The following is an 18,842-nucleotide window of genomic DNA, read 5'->3' on the forward strand; positions in this document are numbered from 1 at the left end:
TTTCTATTTTTTATTTTTTGATTAATTTTTGTGTGAATGTAGTTGCTGCTGTAGCTAATTGCACAAAATACACGCCTGTTTTTAGTTTTTGTATGTCTATTTTTTGATGATTTACAGGAGTTTTGATGGTTTCTTGAAAAAGTAATCGTCCAGAAACATCATGAATTGTCACGATAGCATTTTTGGTGTTTTCTGCATTGAGCAAACTCAAATAGATATAATCGTTACTAGGATTTGGCAACATAACAAAGTCTGCATTTGAAACTGTTTTTACAACTTCCATAAATTTTCCTTGGCATGCTTTTTCTGTTTGCACTTCAATCATGTTTACTGGTTTGGTTAGTTGCTTCGTGAAAGTTACTGTGGTGTTTTCGCTTGGCGCGATAACCGTGTGTTTTTCGCCATTGATGAAAATACTGTAATTCGTTGCTCCAAGTAAGTCAATGGTATATTCGTTGCTTCTTGATAAGGCGGAATTCGCAGCCAATTCCGCAGGATCGCCAATTTCTACTGTGAAACATTGCGTATAGTTTTCTACTGAAATGCTAAAACACAATTCATAAGTTCCTGCGTCTAGATTTTCGATGAGTAAATTTTCAACAAATGAACTTACTGGTAAATTTATTTGTGTTCCATCACGCGTTAAGTCAACTTCATAGGTGTAATTTGCTATGGTTTTGATGTCAATTTTTGCATTGTCCAAACTGGCGCAGGTTTCACTGATGGTTTGTATGATATAGTTATCTACAGGCAATGCAAACGGACAGCCATCTGCCGAACTTCCACTGTAAAATTGACAATCATCGTCCACATCTAAAATGCCATCGTTGTCATCGTCATCATCACAGAGATCGCCAATGCCGTCTTCGTCAAAGTCTTCCTGCGCAGGATTGTAGAAATCTGCACAGTTATCATCTAGGTTTGGAATTTCGTCGCCATCGCTATCATCGTCACACACATCGCCGATTCCGTCACCATCTTGATCCGCTTGATCAGTATTTGGTGTATTAGGACAGTTATCCAAATAGTTATAAATGGTATCGCTATCGGTATCTTCTACAATGCGTGTTTCGGTTTTGTTGGTAATAATTGGCGCGTTGAAATCAAAATAAATGGCGGCTCTGTTGTCAATAATGTCTCCGATTTGTACTGTGCTTTTTGGTTTTACTCTAAACGCTACAAATCCGTGACTGTTAGGTTCATCCGTAGTACTATCTGGCAGATTGATATTGTCAAAGAAAAATTCTAATTCACGATCTGCGCCTGTTGTCAACGCAATATAATACTCATGACTTGCAGCTACAGGTTCAAACGTATCCCAATCAATCAGCTCGCTCATTAAATCTTTGATACGGATATTCACTGCTGGTGAGGTTCCTTCATTTTGAAAACGAATGACGTAATGTAGATATTCGTCTATATCATCAATCAGTAGATGTTCGCCTTCAAGTACTGTTTTATCGTTTGGATCGTATGAAGAAAGTACTGTCTGATTGAGACTGTTTTGATTGTTATTCGGAGTAATATCATTCGTCAACGGTACTAGCGCAGAGAAAAAGAGCACATCATTGATATTGGTTGTTGGTGGTGGTAAAATATCAAAATTGACCGTAATACTTCTCGTTTCCCCTGGAATTAGATTTGTATAATCCCACCGAAGTAAACCTGTTGTTTGTGTAGTTGGCGGAATTGATGCAGCAGTAAAATCGAGTTTTACATCATCAAAATTAAAGTCAATTGTTCCATTGACCAATGTCGTTCCATTGTTTTCAAGTACAATAGTGTAGGCTGCTTCAAAACCTGCTATGGGAGCAATTTCAGGAATAATCACTACTGATATGTCTTCAAATGTTTCACTAAACGAAGTACAAAAATCGACTACATTCGTATTGTCAGTTCCTGTAATTGTGATGGTTGATACTGCTGGAATCGTATTGAGTAAACTTTCTGAGGCAAGGTATACATCAAAAGTACCTTCGGGCACGACTAATGAATAGTTGCCATTTTCATCTGTAAATGTGGTGTAGTAATTGATTCCGTCATACGCAACAACTTCCATGTTTTCAAAAGGAAAATCATTGTTTACATTGCAACCATCCGCATCAAAATCAAGTAAAACAGTTCCTGTAATTATGTTTGCGGTACAAGTTGCGGATGTGGTTTGACAAGGCAGACTCACATTGACCAGCGCATAGTTTGTATTGTTTGCTATGAAATTACAAATAGCAGCGCAATCATCTAAACCTGGACTACTTTGAATTCTTAATTCTCCTCCTACATTTTGTAGTGATTCCAATCCATCTAAGGAAGGAATGATTGCATTGTAAATAATTTTAAGGTCTCCAGCAACCGTATGCAAAGAAGAAAATGCATCTTCCATAGAGGTCAATCCGAATTCAATATCTCTTACGGTACAATTTCCATTGATGGTGTGCAATACCTGAAATGAAGTCGTATATGGCGCAAATTCGTCAAATTCAATATTTCCACCGATGGTTTCCAACGAGTTCATTTCAAAAGAATACGAAGCCTCTGTTTTTGGTAAATAATTTATTTTTATTGAGCCATTCATTTGGGTTAAGGAATTGATTGATACTTGACCAATTTGCGCTCCTTTATTGTAATCAATAAGTTCGTTTGGGTCAGTTGGTAAGCTTGTTGGATATTGAAAACCACTTTCTAAGATAATATCGCCTCCAATAAATGTTAAACTATTAAAGTTTATTTCTTCAATGTCAATTTCTGTAAAATTTGTTCCTGAAACGAGCAAACTTCCTCCTAGTGTTTCTAAGTTTGGATACTCTAAAGATACTTTGGTATCTATATCACCAAAAGGATATACATTTCCATATCCGTCAATTTCTATATTTCCTCCTATCGTTTTAATATTAGGTAAAGGAGGAAATTGTTGGGCTCCTTTCAAATATAAGTTTCCACCAAGGGTTTCCAATCCACTAAGTCCAGAGCGAACTGTTGCTTTATCAACAAAAATATCTCCTTCAATAGTTGTTAGGTTGTTAAGAAAATCTAATCCAATTCTTGGCAAGCCACAGGTATTAAATCCAGCAATCCGTAAATCTCCACCTATAGATGTAAAAGATGTAAATAGATTCGTTGCATTGACGGCATCTTCATATATTCGTACGCAACTGAATTTTAAGTCACGTTCTACTCTTTGAAGTTGTGTAAAACCTATAATACTACTAAAACCTATAGCTCCCATTATAAAGTCTTCTCCAATGTATTGTAAATTGTAAAATCCGTCTATTTCAACGCCACTTTTTGTTTGATTAATGCGTAAATTTCCTCCAATGGTTTCCAGACTATTAAAGCCACTTATTAATTCCAACGCGTTGCCATAACCTGGAGTTACATTTTCATCATAGTATAAGTGAATTAAATTAAAGTCACCTCCAATACTTACCAAATTGTTGAACCCAGAAATTGTATGTATGTATTCGGTCGAACCGAATCTAAACTCTCCTGAAACACTTACTAGATTCTCAAATCCATAAATTTCCGTTGGAGTACCATAATTTTCACCATAAACTACTAAGTTACCTTGTATAGAATTGATAAAATTTAATCCGCTTACATCTCTATCATCTGTATATTCAACGCCTAAACTAAATGGAAGATCTGGACATGTAGTTCCATAAGCAGCTACAAAAGCATCTATTTCTTCTTGAGTCCTTAATGACATACTTTCTGTAGGACATTGTGCGTTTACGAAATGTATACTTAAACAAACTGTAAATAGTAATCGTAATATTTTCTTCATATTTAATTTTTAAACATGGCAAAATAAATAGCCGTCATTGAATAGTTTAGCGTATTTGATTTTTTCTTTAGTGCATACAGTAATCTAGTCCGTAACAATAAGTTAAAGTACGTACGCAGTTTTTTATGAACTATGACCAAGGTCATGTATTCATTCAATTTTTTGAGTATTTCCACGGTAAGTTTTTTTATGCAATAAAGTGTACTTAGGTAGAAATGAACGCTTGTTATTTTAAACGTATTTTAGGATCGAGGTAACCATATACAATATCAACTAAAATATTGATAATTACAAACATAGAAGCAATAATTAATACCGCGCCCATGATGATTGGAAGGTCTTGACTGTTTAAAGCATCTACGATTTCTTTACCGAGTCCGTTCCAACCGAAGATGTATTCTACAAAAACAGCACCTGCCAACATGGACGCAAACCAACCTGAAATTGCCGTAATTACAGGATTGAGTGCATTTTTGACAGCATGATTTTTTATGATTTTAAATTCACTCAAACCCTTTGCTCTTGCCGTACGAATGTAATCTTGATTGAAGACTTCTAGCAATGAATTTCGCATCAACTGAATGACAACCGCCAACGGACGAATTCCCAACACGATGGCGGGCAAGATGAGATTTTTCCAGCGAATGCTGATCGATTCGCCAAAATCATCTACTTCATATAAACTTCCAGTCATGTTCAAATTGGTGAATTCGTGCAATAGAAATCCAAAAATCCACGCAAATAAAATCGCGCTAAAGAAAGAAGGAAGACTCATTCCTAGCGTACTGATGATTTGAATCATTTTGTCCACAAATGTATCTTTATACAACGCAGAAATGATTCCAAATATAATTCCCAACAACATTGCAATACTGATCGCTGCAATTGCTAAAACGACCGTATTTGGTAAGGTTTCTTTAATGACTTGCGCGACACTTTTTCCCGATTTTTGAAATGATTCACGTAAGTATGGAAACTTTAAGACTGTCGTAGTGTTTCCGATGGTGAATAGTGTTGCAGCCGAATATTTATTTTTAGCCAAATAGGTGTAATCTTCTTTTTCAGTAGAATGAAATGAGATCGGCAGTAAATCGTTGAGATAGTACGCATATTGCGTTAACACAGGTTTGTCGAAACCGTATTTCTTCTTCACGATGACAACTTGTTCCTCTGTTTGGTTTTGCCCAAGCATCATTTTTGCAGGATCGCCCGGCAAAATATTAAACAAGAAAAAAATCACGGTCACAACACCGAAAAGCGTTAAAAAGGCATAGCCAATTTTATGTAATATGTATCTTCCCAAAGATTGTTTTTAGAGTTTTATAGTGTCAAAATCGTTGTAATGTTTTTTGTCGGTAATGGTCCCTTTTTCTACTTTTAAAACTCCTGGATTGGAGCGAACAATGGTTTTTAAGGCAGTTTCGTCGGTTAAATAGAAATCAAAATTAAATTTCATCAAGGTTGATAAGTCTTTTAAATCTTCAGGATCCGCAGACGATACACCAATAACTTTGTAACCTGCGTCAATCGCTTTGTCCGTAAACGTTTTTACTTTCGAAAAACCAGCATCTTCTGCTTTATCCAAATTATACATAATCACCATAATGAGTTTTTCTTCTTCCATCATCATTTCCGTAACATCACCATCATCCATACTTTCAATGGCAAAATCGTGAATTGGTGGTTCGTAGCCTTCTTCTACAACTTCACTTCGTATCGTTTTGTAGGTTCCGCCTTCAACTTTTGGCTGTTCGCCAATCTTATCGGTAACAACTTCCACTTCGTCTCCATCCACATCAAAAACCCAAATATATTTAAAAACTGGTCGTGGTGCATCTGGCGGAACGGTCATTCCATCCATAATGTTTGCGCCAATTTTATACGGTCTAAAGTCAAATGTTGGCAAATGATTCAGCACATGTCTTCCAAAGAAAATACATGCCAATAAACTTACTGTCGCAATGGCGATGCTTACTTTGTTGGAAACAATAGGTTTGATATGTTTGATTCCCATGAAAAGAATTAAGATTGCAACTAACAGAATGATATCTTTCCAAAAGCTTTCCCAAGGCGTCAATTTCCAAAAATCGCCAAAACAACCACAATCGGTTACTTTATTGAAATAGGCCGAATAGAAGGTTAAAAACGTGAAGAACACAATTAATCCTAACAAACTCCAAAGTACTGGTTTTTTAAACAAACTTAGTAAAATCATGACACCGAGAATCACTTCTAGGATGACTAAAAAAACAGCCATCCACAACGCATACGGTGACAAAAATTCGAGATTTAGCACGTCTTCCGCAAAATAATCTGTCAATTTGAATGAAAACCCAACAGGATCATTCAGCTTGATAAATCCTGAAAAAATAAACAATCCGCCCACAAAAATTTGACAAGCAATCGTAAGGATTTTTCCATAGATGGTATTGAAAAAAATAACTTTTTGTTGTATGATTTGCTGCCAAATCGACGTTGCTTTTTCGGGTTGTGAAGCTCCTGTTTTTTCCATGTGATCGTTTTGTAATTGTCAACGCATTTTCAATAGACTTCCTTGTGTTTTTATTGTGCGATGCGTTAAATTTTATGTAAATTTCGTCCAAAATTACCAATTTATAAAAAGAAAAGGACATAACTTCATTTTAAAGGTATTTATGTATGCAAAGTATAAACTGTAATGGACATTTAGTATCACTAGAAACCCCAAAAGTGATGGGAATTTTGAATGTGACACCTGATTCTTTTTATGATGGTGGCAAGTTTAAAAATCCGAAAAGCATATTGGCGCAGGTTGAAAAAATGTTGACTGATGGCGCAACTTTTGTAGATGTTGGCGCATACAGTTCGCGACCAAATGCACCGCATGTTTCGTTGGAAGAAGAAAAGAAACGCTTGTTGCCGATTTTGGAATTGATTTTACAGGAATTTCCAAACACGATACTGTCAATTGATACTTTTCGTAGTGAAGTGGCGAAAGCTGCCATTGATTTGGGTGCTGCGATGATTAATGATATTTCTGCGGGAAATTTGGATGAACACATGATGCAAACTGTTGGAAAACTTGGTGTTCCATATATTATGATGCACATGCAAGGCACACCGAAAACCATGCAAGAAAATCCTAGGTATGAAAATGTGGTGAAAGATATTTTGCAAGAACTTTCAGAAAAAATTGCGGTAGCACGATCGCATAATATTAACGATCTCATTGTTGATCCTGGTTTTGGTTTTGGAAAAACCATTGCACATAATTATGCTATTTTAAGCGATTTGAAGCTTTTTTCCTTCTTGGATTGTGCCGTATTAGCGGGCGTTTCCAGAAAATCTATGATTTATAAAGTGTTAGCAACAACTCCGCAAGAAGCACTAAACGGAACTTCTGTGTTACATACAATTGCCTTACAAAATGGTGCTTCCATTATACGCGTGCATGATGTGAAAGAAGCTGTGGAATGTGTAAAGTTGGTAGGAATGGTTGGTTAGCTGTTAGCTGTTAGCTGTTAGCTGTTAGCTGTTAGCTGTTAGCTGTTAGCTGTTAGCTGTTAGCTGTTAGCAAAAATACTTTTTCATTTTAGGTTTAGCGTTTTACATTTTAAATTCATTATTCATTATTCGTCTTTTTGAAGTTTCTCAATTCTCAATACGAACCTCTCAATGCTTATAAACAGTTCAACTTCTTAGCCTTTGTCACGAATTCACGAATGACTTTATAATTACTCTTTCCATAATGTATTCGAATTTTATGTTTTTCTTAAAAAAAAATTAAACATTTAGCATTCAACATTTTAAAACTGTTAATTACCCTGTAAAAAAAACTGTCTGAGATAAATTCTCAAACAGTTTTCATTTTTTCAAACTACATCCTAAAAGTCAAAACAGAAGCAACATTGTACTTCTGCGCAGTGATGTCCACAATCGAAACAGGCTCCATTGCTATAGCATTTTGCGCGTCCTCCGTTGATTTTGTGTTGTTGTGCTTTTTCAATTTCTGAAACTCCATTTATTTTTAAGATCTTGTGTAACATGTTATAAAGTTTTTTGTTAATAATTTTTAAGGTAAGAATTCTCTTTATTAAATAGTTACGGTTTCACCATAGAAGTTTTTAAGTTTCTACTTGAAAACATACACTTATAAACTTCAATTTTTGTTTTTTGTCAATTTGTTTTTTTGAAGTTTCTCAATACTCAATTCGAATCACACCATTGAGTAAAGTCTCTCGACTTTGTAACTTTTACAACTTTACAACTACCATCACACGCGATAAAACTTCACATTTAGTATTTTACATTCTAAATTTTGTTATTTTTACTCAATTCTATAGGAAACACGCACATTGGACTTTTTTGGATTCTTAAATTTTGGACTGTTAGACTTCATCGAAATTATTCTCGTTGCCATACTTTTATACTATGTATATAAATTGGTAAAAGGAACGGTAGCTATTAATATTTTTGTGGGAATTGTGATCATTTTTGTGGCTTGGAAGATTACTGAAGCACTAGAAATGAACGTGTTAAGCAATATTTTTGGCGAATTTATTGGTGTTGGAATTATTGCATTATTCATTGTATTTCAACAAGAAATTCGAAAGTTTTTATTAATGATTGGCACCACCAACTTTGCTGCAAAACGCAGTTTTGTGAAGCACTTTCGATTCTTAAAACAAGATGCAAATATTGACACAGACGTAGCAGCTATTTTAAAAGCATGCACAAAAATGTCCGCCACAAAAACGGGAGCTATTATTTTAATTGAACGTAACAATTCTTTAGAATTTGTCAAAGATTCTGGCGATACTATGGGAATGGACGTCAATGTACCAACGCTGGAAAGTATCTTCTTCAAAAACAGTCCACTGCATGATGGCGCCATTATTATTGAAGGAAATCGCGTTACAGCAACACGCGTTATTTTACCAGTTTCTAAATCGACCATGATTCCACAACGTTTTGGCTTGCGACACAGAGCCGCTTTTGGAATTACTGAAAAAACAGATGCATTGGCATTAGTGGTTTCTGAAGAAACGGGACAAGTTTCGTATATCCGCGATGGCGAATTTGTATTGTATGAAGATATGGAAACACTGGAAGAAATGCTACAAAAGGATTTGAGTTAATTACTTTCTACCTTAATTATTACACCGCTTCCTGCTGAATAAATTGTACTTCGTATAAGTTTTTATAATATCCGTTTTCAATTTGTAACAATTCGTCGTGCGAACCTTTTTCAACAATTTTACCCGCATCCATCACAATAATGGTATCTGCTTTTTTAATTGTTGCCAATCGGTGAGCAATCACAATGGACGTTCTTCCTTTGGTGATGGTATCTGTAGCATTTTGAATGAGTTGTTCTGAATATGAATCGACAGACGAAGTGGCTTCATCCAAAATTAAAATTCTAGGATTGGTCACAAATGCACGTAAGAATGAAATTAATTGTCGCTGCCCTGAAGAAAGCATGCCGCCACGTTCTTTTACATTGTAATCGTAATTGTTTGGCAAACTCATAATGAACTCATGTACGCCAATTTGTTTTGCCGCTTTTTCAACCGTTTCACGACTGATCTCAGGGTTTTGTAAGGTGATATTGTTGAGAATGGTATCTGCAAATAAAAATACATCTTGTAAAACCACCGCTATTTTTTCACGCAAAGCCGCCAATTTTACATCTTTAATATCAATACCGTCAATAGCAATTGTTCCGGAATCTATTTCGTAAAAACGATTCAATAAGTTGATAATGGTAGATTTTCCTGCTCCTGTTGCGCCCACAATGGCAACAGTTTGCCCTTGTTGTACGTCAAACGAAATTCCATGCAATACTTCTTCGCCTTCTACATACGAAAAACGCACACCCTTAAATGTTAAATTTCCTTTGATGTTTAACGAAGCCGTTTCTCCTGCATCTTCAATTTGACTATCGGTGTCTAAAATATCAAAAATACGTCCTGCCGCAACCATTCCCATTTGTAAGGTGTTGAATTTGTCTGCGATTTGTCGTAATGGTCTAAACAACATGCCAATCATCATGATAAATGCGACCACATTCCCCAATTCTGCAGAACCTTCCGTGCCTAATTCCGTCGTTACGATTGTTGCTGACATCAATCCGCCATACCACACAATCAAACCTACGGCAATGGAGTTTGCCAAATCGGGAATTGGAAAGAAAATGGAGTTATACCAAATCGTTTTTAACCAACCTTTTTTATGTTTCTCGTTAATTTCTTTAAAGTTTTTGTATTCTGTTTCTTCTCTTGAGAATAATTGTACGATTTTCATTCCCGTGACACGTTCTTGCACAAAGGAATTGAGATTGGAAATTTGCGCACGTACTTCTTCAAACGCTGATTTCATGGCTTTTTGAAATACGCGTGTCGCATAAATAATTAAAGGTAAAATCGCAAAGACAATGATGGATAATTTCCAACTGAGCCACAGCATTACGCCCATGACTACGAGCATTTTCAACAAGTCTGCAATAATGACAAATAATCCTTGACTAAAAATACTAGCAATCGTTTCAATATCACTTACTGCTCTAGTGACCAAACGTCCTACAGAAGATTTGTCGTAATACGCCATCTTGAACCGCAGCATGTGATTGAATAATTTTCTTCGAATGTCTTTTATGATACTTTGTCCGAGCCAGTTTGCATAAAACACGAATAAAAACTGAAAAATTACTTCCAGCATTAAAACGCCCAACATGAATAAAATGTACATGAGCAAGCCTTCTTTGTCTTTCGTGACGATGTAATCATCTACTGTAATTTTCAGTAAAACAGGACGCGCCACCGCGAATACAGACAGTAATACTGCTGCAATTGCTACAAAATACAAGGTGATTTTATAGGGATTTGTATAGGTCAATAAGCGTTTAAAAAGACCAAAATCAAATACTGTTCCTGTTACTTTAGCCATTGATTGTAAAGGTTTCTGCTGGATATGTTACCGCGGTTAAATATAAGGCTTTTCCAGGTACCGAAGTGCCTGCGTTATTTCGATCTCTCGATGCTATGATTTGTTTAAATTCTGATATGCTTAATTTCCCCAATCCGACATCCAAAAGCGTTCCTACAATGGCGCGTACCATGTTTCTCAAGAAACGATCGGCACGAATGGTGAATACCAATAGTTCATTTTTTTGTTCCCAAACGGCTTTTTCAATCTTACAGATATAGGTTTTTACGTCTGTATGTGTTTTGGAAAAACATTTAAAATCGTTGTACTTGAACAATTCTTTTGCCGCTTCATTCATCAAAGGTACATTTAGTGGTTTGAAAACGAAGTGTGCCGATTGATTGTGAAATGGATTTTTTTGTGTGACGATCCAATATTCGTACGTTCTGCCTGTAGCATCAAATCGCGCATGAGCGTCTTTGTGAACTTGATGAATTTCCTGAATAGCAACATCTTTTGGTAAAAACGAATTCAATTTGAACGTTAATTCAGTGGCATGAAACGCAATTTCTGTGTCAAAATGTGCATACATTTGTTTGGCATGCACGCCTGCATCTGTTCGTCCTGCGCCTACAATTGAAATTTCTGATCGCAATAAGACAGACAAGGCTTTTTCAATCACTTCTTGTACCGAAATGGCATTCGGTTGATTTTGCCAACCGTGATAATTTTCGCCATTATAAGAAAGTTCAATGAAGTATCTCAAGGTAATATTTGCTACTTTTGTTTCAGACTGACAAAGATAAGTTTTAATTCATTAGTTTACACGAATTCGTAATTATTTAGCAAAGTTTTAAGGAGAAATTTCATGAAGAAAATTTTACTGTTATCCGATACACATAGTCATATTGATGATCACATTTTAAAGCATGTCAACTATGCGGATGAAGTATGGCACGCGGGCGATATTGGCGATTTGTCTGTAACAGATACAATTCAGAAATTAAAACCATTGCGCGGTGTGTATGGCAATATTGATAATGATAAAGCGCGCATGGAATTTCCGGAACACAATCGTTTTATGTGTGAAGGTGTCGATGTTTGGATGACACATATTGGCGGTTATCCAAATAAATACAATGTGCGTGTGCGTGATGAAATTCGAAAAAATCCGCCACAGTTGTTTATTTGCGGACATTCGCATATTTTGAAAGTGATGTTTGATAAGAAGTTAAATTTATTGCACATGAATCCTGGCGCGTGCGGAAAACATGGTTTTCATAAAGTACGTACCATGTTGCGTTTTGTGATTGATCAAGATAAAATTAAGGATTTAGAGATTATTGAATTAGCAAATCGGTATTCATAAATAAACCCCAACAAAAATGCTGAGGTTTGTATTGTTTAGTAGGTAGAATGCAGTTAACTTAATCCGCTTAGAATCGCATTTGAATACGCTTCTGGATCGTTTCCACATTTTTCAAAATCGTCGTATAGCCAAATAAATCCACCTGTGATTTTATCTTTTTTCCACTTTGTGAATTGACTTTGTATTTGTTTTGGATCCATTCCTTGTGTACAACCATCGCCGTGCTTGCACCATAATCCTGGATCAATAAAACCTGCGGCATCAAAACTTTTGCCCATTGCTGCTTGTAAAGGATCAATCCAATCTTTTTTCACTCTTCCAATATTGTACGCGCCACCAGCATAACATTGTAAATTAAATCCTGTTACCAATCCTGGATTACTTTCTTCCAAACATTGTAAACAGTTGATCCAAAATGGACTGTTGGTATATGGACAAAATGTAATTTCTTCAAATCCAATTGTTGCCAACATGCGACTAAATCTTGTAATTGTGTTGATATTGTAGTTTCCTTCATCATCATAATCAATTCCATCAATTGCAGGAATCACATGGCGTAAAGTTTCAAAGTTTCTATACAAAATACTTGAAGGTCCATCGCCTTGTGTATTAAGCAAATTCATGATATGATAGAAATCATTAGTTTCCCAACCACCAATTGAAAACAAGATTCTGTTGATACTTCCACCTTCTTTTACTTTTTCTAATGCTTCTCCCCAAGATGGATCGCCCACATACTGACCGTTAGAGATAATAAGTGTATCGTTGTAAGCTAAATCGCCATTTGGTCGAACGTGAATCGCCCAGCAGACTAATGTTGTAAACCCAGATCGACTAATTGTTGGCAATGCAGAGTCTGGTCCTGGATAAAAAGGTCCGCCTCCATAAATTGATGCTGTAAGTCCCATAATTTAAGTGTTTTATATTAGGTTAATAAGTTTCGTAAACCTACAATCGTTTCGAAGAATATTTTAACGTGTTTTTGTTGATTTTTAGATTCGCGTATTTTTACTTGGTAAATGATGTCATTAAAAAAATTGACATAAAAAAAACTCCAAAGTTTTGACACTTTGGAGTTTTACGCACTAAGATTACTAAGATGTTAGGTTTATCGCAGTCGATCTACAGATTTTACAAGGTCTTCATCCTTTTTAATAGCTCGGTTAGCGAGCACTAATAAAACGATAGAAACAAAAGGAAGAATTACCCCAATACCTTTCTCAGAAATGTTTTCCATCTCTCCAGATAAATTTAGCATTCGATATACAAATATCCCTAATAAAATAAGGTGAAATAAGATGTTGAAACGATTCAACACAAATTGTAATTTTCTATTTTTAAATAAAAAGATCGCGATCAAAGCCAACACAGCAGAACCCATAAACAATCCTACATATAAAAGATCGTCTTTTGCAAAAACATCTCCTCCTTTTTCTAATGTGTATATATTGAATACAAATGACAAACCGCCCGCAACGATGACGACTAATATCATATATAAAGTTTGTATTCTTTGAATCATGTCTTAAAATTGGATGACAAAAATAATAGTTCTTTTCATAAAATACTATTTTGTTTATTAAAATAAATTTGTATTATTGCATAGATAATACTTAATCTATTGTTACTAATAGATTTACACACTTCTTACGAGTACTATCGCTCATTTTTTCAAAAAACAATTCATTACAAGCCAATACATGTTAGAAATTTCAGAATTAAAAAGTAAAAAACTACCTGAATTACAGGAAATTGCTAAGGCATTAGCCGTTCCAAAATATAGGACTTTAAAGAAATTAGACTTAATTTATAAGATATTAGACCTTCAAGCTAGCAATCCTGAGTCTGTTGCACCAATCACAAAAGCTGAACCGAAAACGGAAGATACTGTACCAAAGCGAAAACGTATTAAGAGAGATGCTAATCAAAGATCTGATAAACCAGCAACTCCAACGCAAGCAACTCCTCCTCAAACAAAGCCAGCCCAAACTACTCCAGAAAAACCTAACACACAGGCTCCTAAACAAAATAAACCAGCGCGCAAGACTACAGATAAGAATCAAAAAAATACGCCTACACAAGCAAAAAAAGAGGAAGTTAAGAAGCCTGGAAATGATGCTCCCGATACAAATAAAAGCAATAATTCCAATTCAAATAACAACAATAAAAATACCAACAAGCCACAACAGCAGAATAAAAATAAGAAAGATCATTCGCAACAAAGTAATAAACACAAGAAAGATCATTCACATAAAAATAACGGGAATAAAGATCAGCGTAATCGCTACCGCGAGCCAGATTTTGAGTTCGACGGCATTATTGAAAGTGAAGGTGTCTTAGACATCATGCAAGATGGATATGGCTTTTTAAGATCGTCCGATTATAATTATTTATCTTCTCCAGATGATATTTATGTATCGCAATCGCAAATTCGCTTGTTCGGATTGAAAACTGGAGATACGGTATTAGGGATTGTACGTCCGCCAAAAGAAGGCGAAAAATATTTCCCTTTAATTAAGGTAAGTAAAATTAACGGTATGGATCCACAAGTAGTCAGAGACCGTGTTGCTTTTGAGCATTTAACACCTTTATTTCCAGATGAGAAATTTAATTTAGCAGAACGCCAAAGTACAATTTCTACACGTATTATGGATTTATTCTCTCCTATCGGGAAAGGACAAAGAGGAATGATAGTGTCGCAACCAAAAACAGGTAAAACTATGTTGCTGAAAGATGTTGCCAACGCTATTGCAGCAAATCATCCTGAAGTATATCAAATTGTTTTACTAATTGACGAACGTCCAGAGGAAGTTACAGACATGCAACGTAATGTAAAAGGCGAAGTAATTGCTTCTACGTTTGACAAAGAAGCAACAGATCACGTAAAAGTGGCAAACATCGTTTTGGAAAAAGCGAAACGTTTGGTAGAATGTGGACATGACGTTGTTATTTTATTAGATTCAATTACACGATTGGCAAGAGCGTACAATACAGTACAACCAGCTTCTGGAAAAATATTAAGTGGTGGTGTAGATGCAAATGCACTTCACAAACCAAAACGTTTCTTTGGAGCGGCTCGAAATATTGAAGGTGGCGGTTCTTTATCGATCATTGCGACTGCATTGACCGAAACTGGATCTAAAATGGATGAGGTAATTTTTGAAGAATTTAAAGGAACTGGTAACATGGAACTTCAACTGGATCGTAAGATTTCCAATAGAAGAATTTTCCCTGCAATCGACCTTACTTCTTCAAGCACACGTAGAGACGATTTATTGCTGGATGAAAGTACCATTCAGCGTATGTGGGTAATGCGCAAATATTTGGCAGATATGAATCCTGTAGAAGCAATGGAATTCATTAACCAACGTATCAAACAAACTAGAAACAATGAAGAATTTCTAATCTCTATGAATGGATAGTTAATTAGGAAAAGATTTACATACAAAAAAGCTGCTCGAATAAAATATTGAGCAGCTTTTTTATTTTTGAAATTTCATTAAAATATGAAACACAAAAAAACCCCAATACTATTGGAGTTTTCGATATTTGATAAGTAAATATTCTTTCTTAAAGCGTATTTACGTGCTTTGCCAATTTTGACTTTAAATTAGCCGCTTTATTATCATGAATGATATTACGCTTTGCTAATTTGTCAATCATAGAAGTTACACTTGTTAATAAAGTTTCAGCTTCTTTCTTATCTGTAACTGATTTTAACTTCTTAATAGCGTTACGAGTCGTTTTGTGCTGATATCTATTTCTTAGACGCTTTGTCTCGTTACTTCTGATTCTTTTTAATGCTGACTTATGATTTGCCATCTCTTTTCTTAATTATCTTTTTAAAACTTAGTGTTTCGTAGCCCGTAGGGGATTCGAACCCCTGTTACCAGGATGAAAACCTGGCGTCCTAACCCCTAGACGAACGGGCCATCATTTTTCAATGAGGATGCAAATTTAAATTATAATTTCAAACTTGCAAAAAAAACTTTCAGAAAATTTGTAGCCCGTAGGGGATTCGAACCCCTGTTACCAGGATGAAAACCTGGCGTCCTAACCCCTAGACGAACGGGCCATTATTTCTGTTAGCGGATGCAAAAATACAACTATTTTTATATGCTCCAACTATTTTTAAAAGTTTTTTTACTTTTTTCAATATGCTTTCGCGAATAAAACTCGTTTAGCAGATTTCTGACCCGAATATACACATTTTCCTTCTTCTTCCAAAGCATCTAATGGAATACATCGAATAGTAGCTTTGGTAAGTTCTTTTATTTTATTTTCAGTCGCAGCCGTACCATCCCAATGTGCTGAAACGAAACCACCTTTATTTTCAATCACCTCTTTAAATTCTTCAAAAGTATTGACCACTGTAGTGTTTTCATCTCTGTAATTCTTCGCATTATTGAATAAATCTTCTTGAATGGTCTCCAAAAGACTCAACACAGTCTCCACGGCATCTTCTTGCGCTATGGATTGCTTTTGAAAAGTATCTCTACGTGCAATTTCAAGCGTTCCGTTTTCTAAATCACGTGCGCCTATCGCAACACGCAGTGGAACTCCTTTTAATTCCCACTCTGCAAATTTTGCGCCTGGACGCAAGGTATCTCTTTTATCAAATTTTATAGAAACTCCTTTCTCTTTTAGCTGTGCTGAAATTTCTCCTACTTTTGCCGCAATAGCTTCAAACTGCTCTTCATTCTTATAAATAGGCACAAATACGACTTGAATTGGTGCTAGTTTTGGAGGCAGTACCAATCCAGCATCATCACTGTGTGTCATGATCAATCCACCCATCAATCTTGTGGAAACTCCCCAAGAAGTCGCCCATACCAATTCTTGCTTCCCCTCTTTCGTTACATACTTTACATCAAAAGCTTCTGCAAAATTTTGTCCTAAAAAGTGAGAAGTTCCTGCTTGCAATGCTTTTCCATCCTGCATCAATGCCTCAATCGTATAGGTGTCTAATGCACCTGCAAAACGTTCGCTTTCAGTCTTTGCTCCTTTTACAACAGGCATTGCCATAAACTCTTCTGCAAATTCAGCATATACTTTTTGCATTAGTAATGATTCTGCTACAGCTTCTTCTTTAGTGGCATGTGCCGTATGACCTTCTTGCCATAAAAACTCAGCAGTTCTTAAAAATAAACGCGTACGCATTTCCCAGCGTACTACATTTGCCCATTGATTAATTAAAATAGGCAAATCTCTATAAGATTGAATCCAATTTTTGTATGTATTCCAAATAATGGCCTCACTCGTTGGACGCACAATTAGTTCTTCTTCTAACTTAGCATTCGGATCCACCATCAGCTTCCCTGGCTTATCTGGATTATTTTTCAATCTATAATGTGTAACAACAGCACACTCTTTTGCAAAGCCTTCCGCATTCTTCTCTTCTGCCTCAAAGAGACTTTTAGGAACAAATAATGGAAAGTACGCATTTTCATGTCCCGTTTCTTTGAACATTTTATCTAATTGCGCTTGCATTTTTTCCCAAATGGCATACCCGTATGGCTTAATGACCATGCAACCTCTAACCGCTGAGTTTTCAGCTAAATCAGCCTTTACAACAAGTTCATTATACCATTTTGAATAATCCTCAGATCTCTTTGTTAATTTCTTGCTCATTCTTAGTAGTTTGGCACAAATGTTGTGATTATGTTAAATAAAAAATAGTTTCGACAAAACTAACTATTTTTGTATTGTTCAACAATTAATTTTAGGAGATATGCGTATAACATACTATTTAAAAGACAACATAAAGGCTATACATATTTTAGCTATAACTTTTTTGACACTAACATCATGTGGTACATACCAGCAAGCTACATACGATGATGGAATTTATGGTTCTGGTGAACAAAGAGCAGAAACGCCTGCAGTTGTTGAAGATAGTAATGAATCAAACAGTGCATATCAAAACTATTTTGAACAAAAATCCTTTGAAGCTGAAGATCGCTACGGTGACATTTTTACAGATGTTGACTCCTATTCAAGTCAAGGCGATGTTGAACCGCAAACAGAGACAGATGTTGACGCAATCGGATATAATGAAAGCTATTCTCCTTGGGGTGAAACCGCTGACGATATCACCATAAATGTGTATGGTGGTAATCAATTTGGTTGGAGCAACTGGGGCTGGGGCTGGAACAACTGGGGCTGGGGCTTTGGTGGAGGCTGGGGCTGGAATAACTGGGGCTGGAACCGTTGGGGTTGGGGTCTTGGTTGGAATGGCGGCTGGGGTCCTGGATTTGGCTGGGGCTGGAACAACTGGGGTTGGGGCTTTGGCGGAGGCTGGGGCTGGAATAATTGGGGATGGAACGGATGGCGTTCTCCTTATTATGCTTTCAACAGAGGAAGAAGAGGCTATGCAAATAGAGTGTTAGCAAATAGAAGAGCTAATTATTACTCTAGAACCACCAATAGAAATGGCAATCGTTATTCTACAAATCGTTCTTCAAGAAGAGGGAATACAAATGCAAGAAATTCGAGAAACTCAAGAAATACAAGAGCCACACGCAATACTCGAAATACCAGAAATACGAGAGCCACACGAAACACTCGTAATACTCGAAACACAAGAGCGACTAGATCTACAAGAACACGAAACAATGGCGTTAGATCTAACTTCAACAGTAGAGCAAGAAGTTCTAGCAGTCCTTCAAGATCATCAGGAGGTTCTATGAGGTCATCTGGTGGTAGCATGCGATCTAGCGGAGGTTCTCGCGGCGGCGGCGGAAGACGAGGCGGAAGAAGATAATACCTTATAAAAAAATATATTTA

General features: G+C 36.1%; 15 protein-coding genes and 2 tRNA genes. 5 read left to right on the top strand and 12 right to left on the bottom strand.

What is annotated here, in order from left to right; all coding sequences use genetic code 11:
- Positions 1-10: 10 nt before the first annotated feature.
- The 3 genes from KORDIASMS9_RS22060 to KORDIASMS9_RS22070 all read right to left on the bottom strand — a co-directional run bounded on the left by KORDIASMS9_RS22060 (position 11) and on the right by KORDIASMS9_RS22070 (position 6,293).
- On the bottom strand, positions 11-3,781 hold the full coding sequence (locus KORDIASMS9_RS22060; protein ID WP_162820113.1) for a thrombospondin type 3 repeat-containing protein: 3,771 nt from the start codon (positions 3,779-3,781) through the stop codon (positions 11-13).
- A gap of 226 nt (positions 3,782-4,007) precedes the next feature.
- A complete protein-coding gene (locus tag KORDIASMS9_RS22065) occupies positions 4,008-5,084 on the bottom strand; it encodes an ABC transporter permease (protein ID WP_114904931.1) in 1,077 nt (358 codons plus the stop codon).
- A 9-nt stretch (positions 5,085-5,093) separates the two neighbouring features.
- On the bottom strand, positions 5,094-6,293 hold the full coding sequence (locus KORDIASMS9_RS22070; RefSeq protein WP_114904932.1) for a BT_3928 family protein: 1,200 nt from the start codon (positions 6,291-6,293) through the stop codon (positions 5,094-5,096).
- Between the two features lie 146 nt (positions 6,294-6,439).
- Between KORDIASMS9_RS22070 and folP the strand changes: the two genes are divergently transcribed.
- Entirely contained in the window at positions 6,440-7,264 is an 825-nt protein-coding gene (gene folP / locus KORDIASMS9_RS22075; RefSeq protein ID WP_240321101.1) for a dihydropteroate synthase, read from the top strand.
- Between the two features lie 380 nt (positions 7,265-7,644).
- Here the strand turns inward: folP and KORDIASMS9_RS23560 are convergent, their stop codons facing one another.
- A complete protein-coding gene (locus KORDIASMS9_RS23560; RefSeq protein ID WP_162820114.1) occupies positions 7,645-7,806 on the bottom strand; it encodes a hypothetical protein in 162 nt (53 codons plus the stop codon).
- 309 nt (positions 7,807-8,115) lie between these two features.
- Here KORDIASMS9_RS23560 and cdaA point away from each other — a divergent pair, with 309 nt between their 5' ends.
- Positions 8,116-8,898, top strand: a complete 783-nt coding sequence (gene cdaA / locus KORDIASMS9_RS22080; protein ID WP_114904933.1) for a diadenylate cyclase CdaA — start codon at positions 8,116-8,118, stop codon at positions 8,896-8,898.
- A gap of 19 nt (positions 8,899-8,917) precedes the next feature.
- Here the strand turns inward: cdaA and KORDIASMS9_RS22085 are convergent, their stop codons facing one another.
- Together KORDIASMS9_RS22085 and truA are read right to left on the bottom strand one after the other, a co-directional pair.
- Entirely contained in the window at positions 8,918-10,708 is a 1,791-nt protein-coding gene (locus KORDIASMS9_RS22085; protein ID WP_114904934.1) for an ABC transporter ATP-binding protein, read from the bottom strand.
- Positions 10,701-11,453: a tRNA pseudouridine(38-40) synthase TruA gene (gene truA, locus KORDIASMS9_RS22090; RefSeq protein ID WP_114904935.1), complete on the bottom strand. Its 753-nt coding sequence runs from the start codon at positions 11,451-11,453 to the stop codon at positions 10,701-10,703. Before truA ends, KORDIASMS9_RS22085 begins: the two co-directional genes overlap by 8 nt.
- Before the next feature lie 102 nt (positions 11,454-11,555).
- Between truA and KORDIASMS9_RS22095 the strand changes: the two genes are divergently transcribed.
- The gene (locus tag KORDIASMS9_RS22095; RefSeq protein WP_114904936.1) at positions 11,556-12,056 is read left to right on the top strand and encodes a metallophosphoesterase; all 501 of its coding nucleotides are present in this window, start codon (positions 11,556-11,558) and stop codon (positions 12,054-12,056) included.
- 53 nt (positions 12,057-12,109) lie between these two features.
- Here KORDIASMS9_RS22095 and KORDIASMS9_RS22100 read toward each other — a convergent pair whose 3' ends face one another.
- Both KORDIASMS9_RS22100 and KORDIASMS9_RS22105 read right to left on the bottom strand, forming a co-directional pair.
- The gene (locus KORDIASMS9_RS22100) at positions 12,110-12,964 is read right to left on the bottom strand and encodes a lysyl endopeptidase (RefSeq protein WP_114904937.1); all 855 of its coding nucleotides are present in this window, start codon (positions 12,962-12,964) and stop codon (positions 12,110-12,112) included.
- A 200-nt stretch (positions 12,965-13,164) separates the two neighbouring features.
- A complete protein-coding gene (locus KORDIASMS9_RS22105) occupies positions 13,165-13,578 on the bottom strand; it encodes a DUF4293 domain-containing protein (RefSeq protein ID WP_114904938.1) in 414 nt (137 codons plus the stop codon).
- Between the two features lie 178 nt (positions 13,579-13,756).
- Here KORDIASMS9_RS22105 and rho point away from each other — a divergent pair, with 178 nt between their 5' ends.
- Entirely contained in the window at positions 13,757-15,478 is a 1,722-nt protein-coding gene (gene rho, locus KORDIASMS9_RS22110) for a transcription termination factor Rho (protein WP_114904939.1), read from the top strand.
- Positions 15,479-15,626: 148 nt separating this feature from the next.
- Here the strand turns inward: rho and rpsT are convergent, their stop codons facing one another.
- The 4 genes from rpsT to proS form a co-directional block, all read right to left on the bottom strand.
- Positions 15,627-15,878, bottom strand: a complete 252-nt coding sequence (gene rpsT, locus KORDIASMS9_RS22115; RefSeq protein ID WP_114904940.1) for a 30S ribosomal protein S20 — start codon at positions 15,876-15,878, stop codon at positions 15,627-15,629.
- 38 nt (positions 15,879-15,916) lie between these two features.
- A tRNA-Glu gene (locus KORDIASMS9_RS22120) sits at positions 15,917-15,988 on the bottom strand.
- 71 nt (positions 15,989-16,059) lie between these two features.
- Positions 16,060-16,131: transfer RNA gene (locus tag KORDIASMS9_RS22125), tRNA-Glu, on the bottom strand.
- Positions 16,132-16,208: 77 nt separating this feature from the next.
- Complete coding sequence (gene proS, locus KORDIASMS9_RS22130; protein ID WP_114904941.1) at positions 16,209-17,687, bottom strand: proline--tRNA ligase; 1,479 nt, start codon at positions 17,685-17,687, stop codon at positions 16,209-16,211.
- A gap of 100 nt (positions 17,688-17,787) precedes the next feature.
- Here proS and KORDIASMS9_RS23975 point away from each other — a divergent pair, with 100 nt between their 5' ends.
- Entirely contained in the window at positions 17,788-18,819 is a 1,032-nt protein-coding gene (locus tag KORDIASMS9_RS23975) for a hypothetical protein (protein WP_162820115.1), read from the top strand.
- The last annotated feature ends 23 nt before the right edge of the window (positions 18,820-18,842 follow it).

The organism is Kordia sp. SMS9 (assembly GCF_003352465.1).
Lineage (GTDB): Bacteria > Bacteroidota > Bacteroidia > Flavobacteriales > Flavobacteriaceae > Kordia.

Excerpts from the sequence above, each read along its gene's own strand:
- KORDIASMS9_RS22060 (WP_162820113.1), bottom strand. The coding sequence starts at position 3,781 with ATGAAGAAAATATTACGATTACTATTTACAGTTTGTTTAAGTATACAT.
- KORDIASMS9_RS22070 (WP_114904932.1), bottom strand. The coding sequence starts at position 6,293 with ATGGAAAAAACAGGAGCTTCACAACCCGAAAAAGCAACGTCGATTTGG.
- folP (WP_240321101.1), top strand. The coding sequence starts at position 6,440 with ATGCAAAGTATAAACTGTAATGGACATTTAGTATCACTAGAAACCCCA.
- KORDIASMS9_RS23560 (WP_162820114.1), bottom strand. The coding sequence starts at position 7,806 with ATGTTACACAAGATCTTAAAAATAAATGGAGTTTCAGAAATTGAAAAA.
- KORDIASMS9_RS22085 (WP_114904934.1), bottom strand. The coding sequence starts at position 10,708 with ATGGCTAAAGTAACAGGAACAGTATTTGATTTTGGTCTTTTTAAACGC.
- KORDIASMS9_RS22095 (WP_114904936.1), top strand. The coding sequence starts at position 11,556 with ATGAAGAAAATTTTACTGTTATCCGATACACATAGTCATATTGATGAT.
- KORDIASMS9_RS22100 (WP_114904937.1), bottom strand. The coding sequence starts at position 12,964 with ATGGGACTTACAGCATCAATTTATGGAGGCGGACCTTTTTATCCAGGA.
- KORDIASMS9_RS22105 (WP_114904938.1), bottom strand. The coding sequence starts at position 13,578 with ATGATTCAAAGAATACAAACTTTATATATGATATTAGTCGTCATCGTT.
- rho (WP_114904939.1), top strand. The coding sequence starts at position 13,757 with ATGTTAGAAATTTCAGAATTAAAAAGTAAAAAACTACCTGAATTACAG.
- rpsT (WP_114904940.1), bottom strand. The coding sequence starts at position 15,878 with ATGGCAAATCATAAGTCAGCATTAAAAAGAATCAGAAGTAACGAGACA.
- proS (WP_114904941.1), bottom strand. The coding sequence starts at position 17,687 with ATGAGCAAGAAATTAACAAAGAGATCTGAGGATTATTCAAAATGGTAT.
- KORDIASMS9_RS23975 (WP_162820115.1), top strand. The coding sequence starts at position 17,788 with ATGCGTATAACATACTATTTAAAAGACAACATAAAGGCTATACATATT.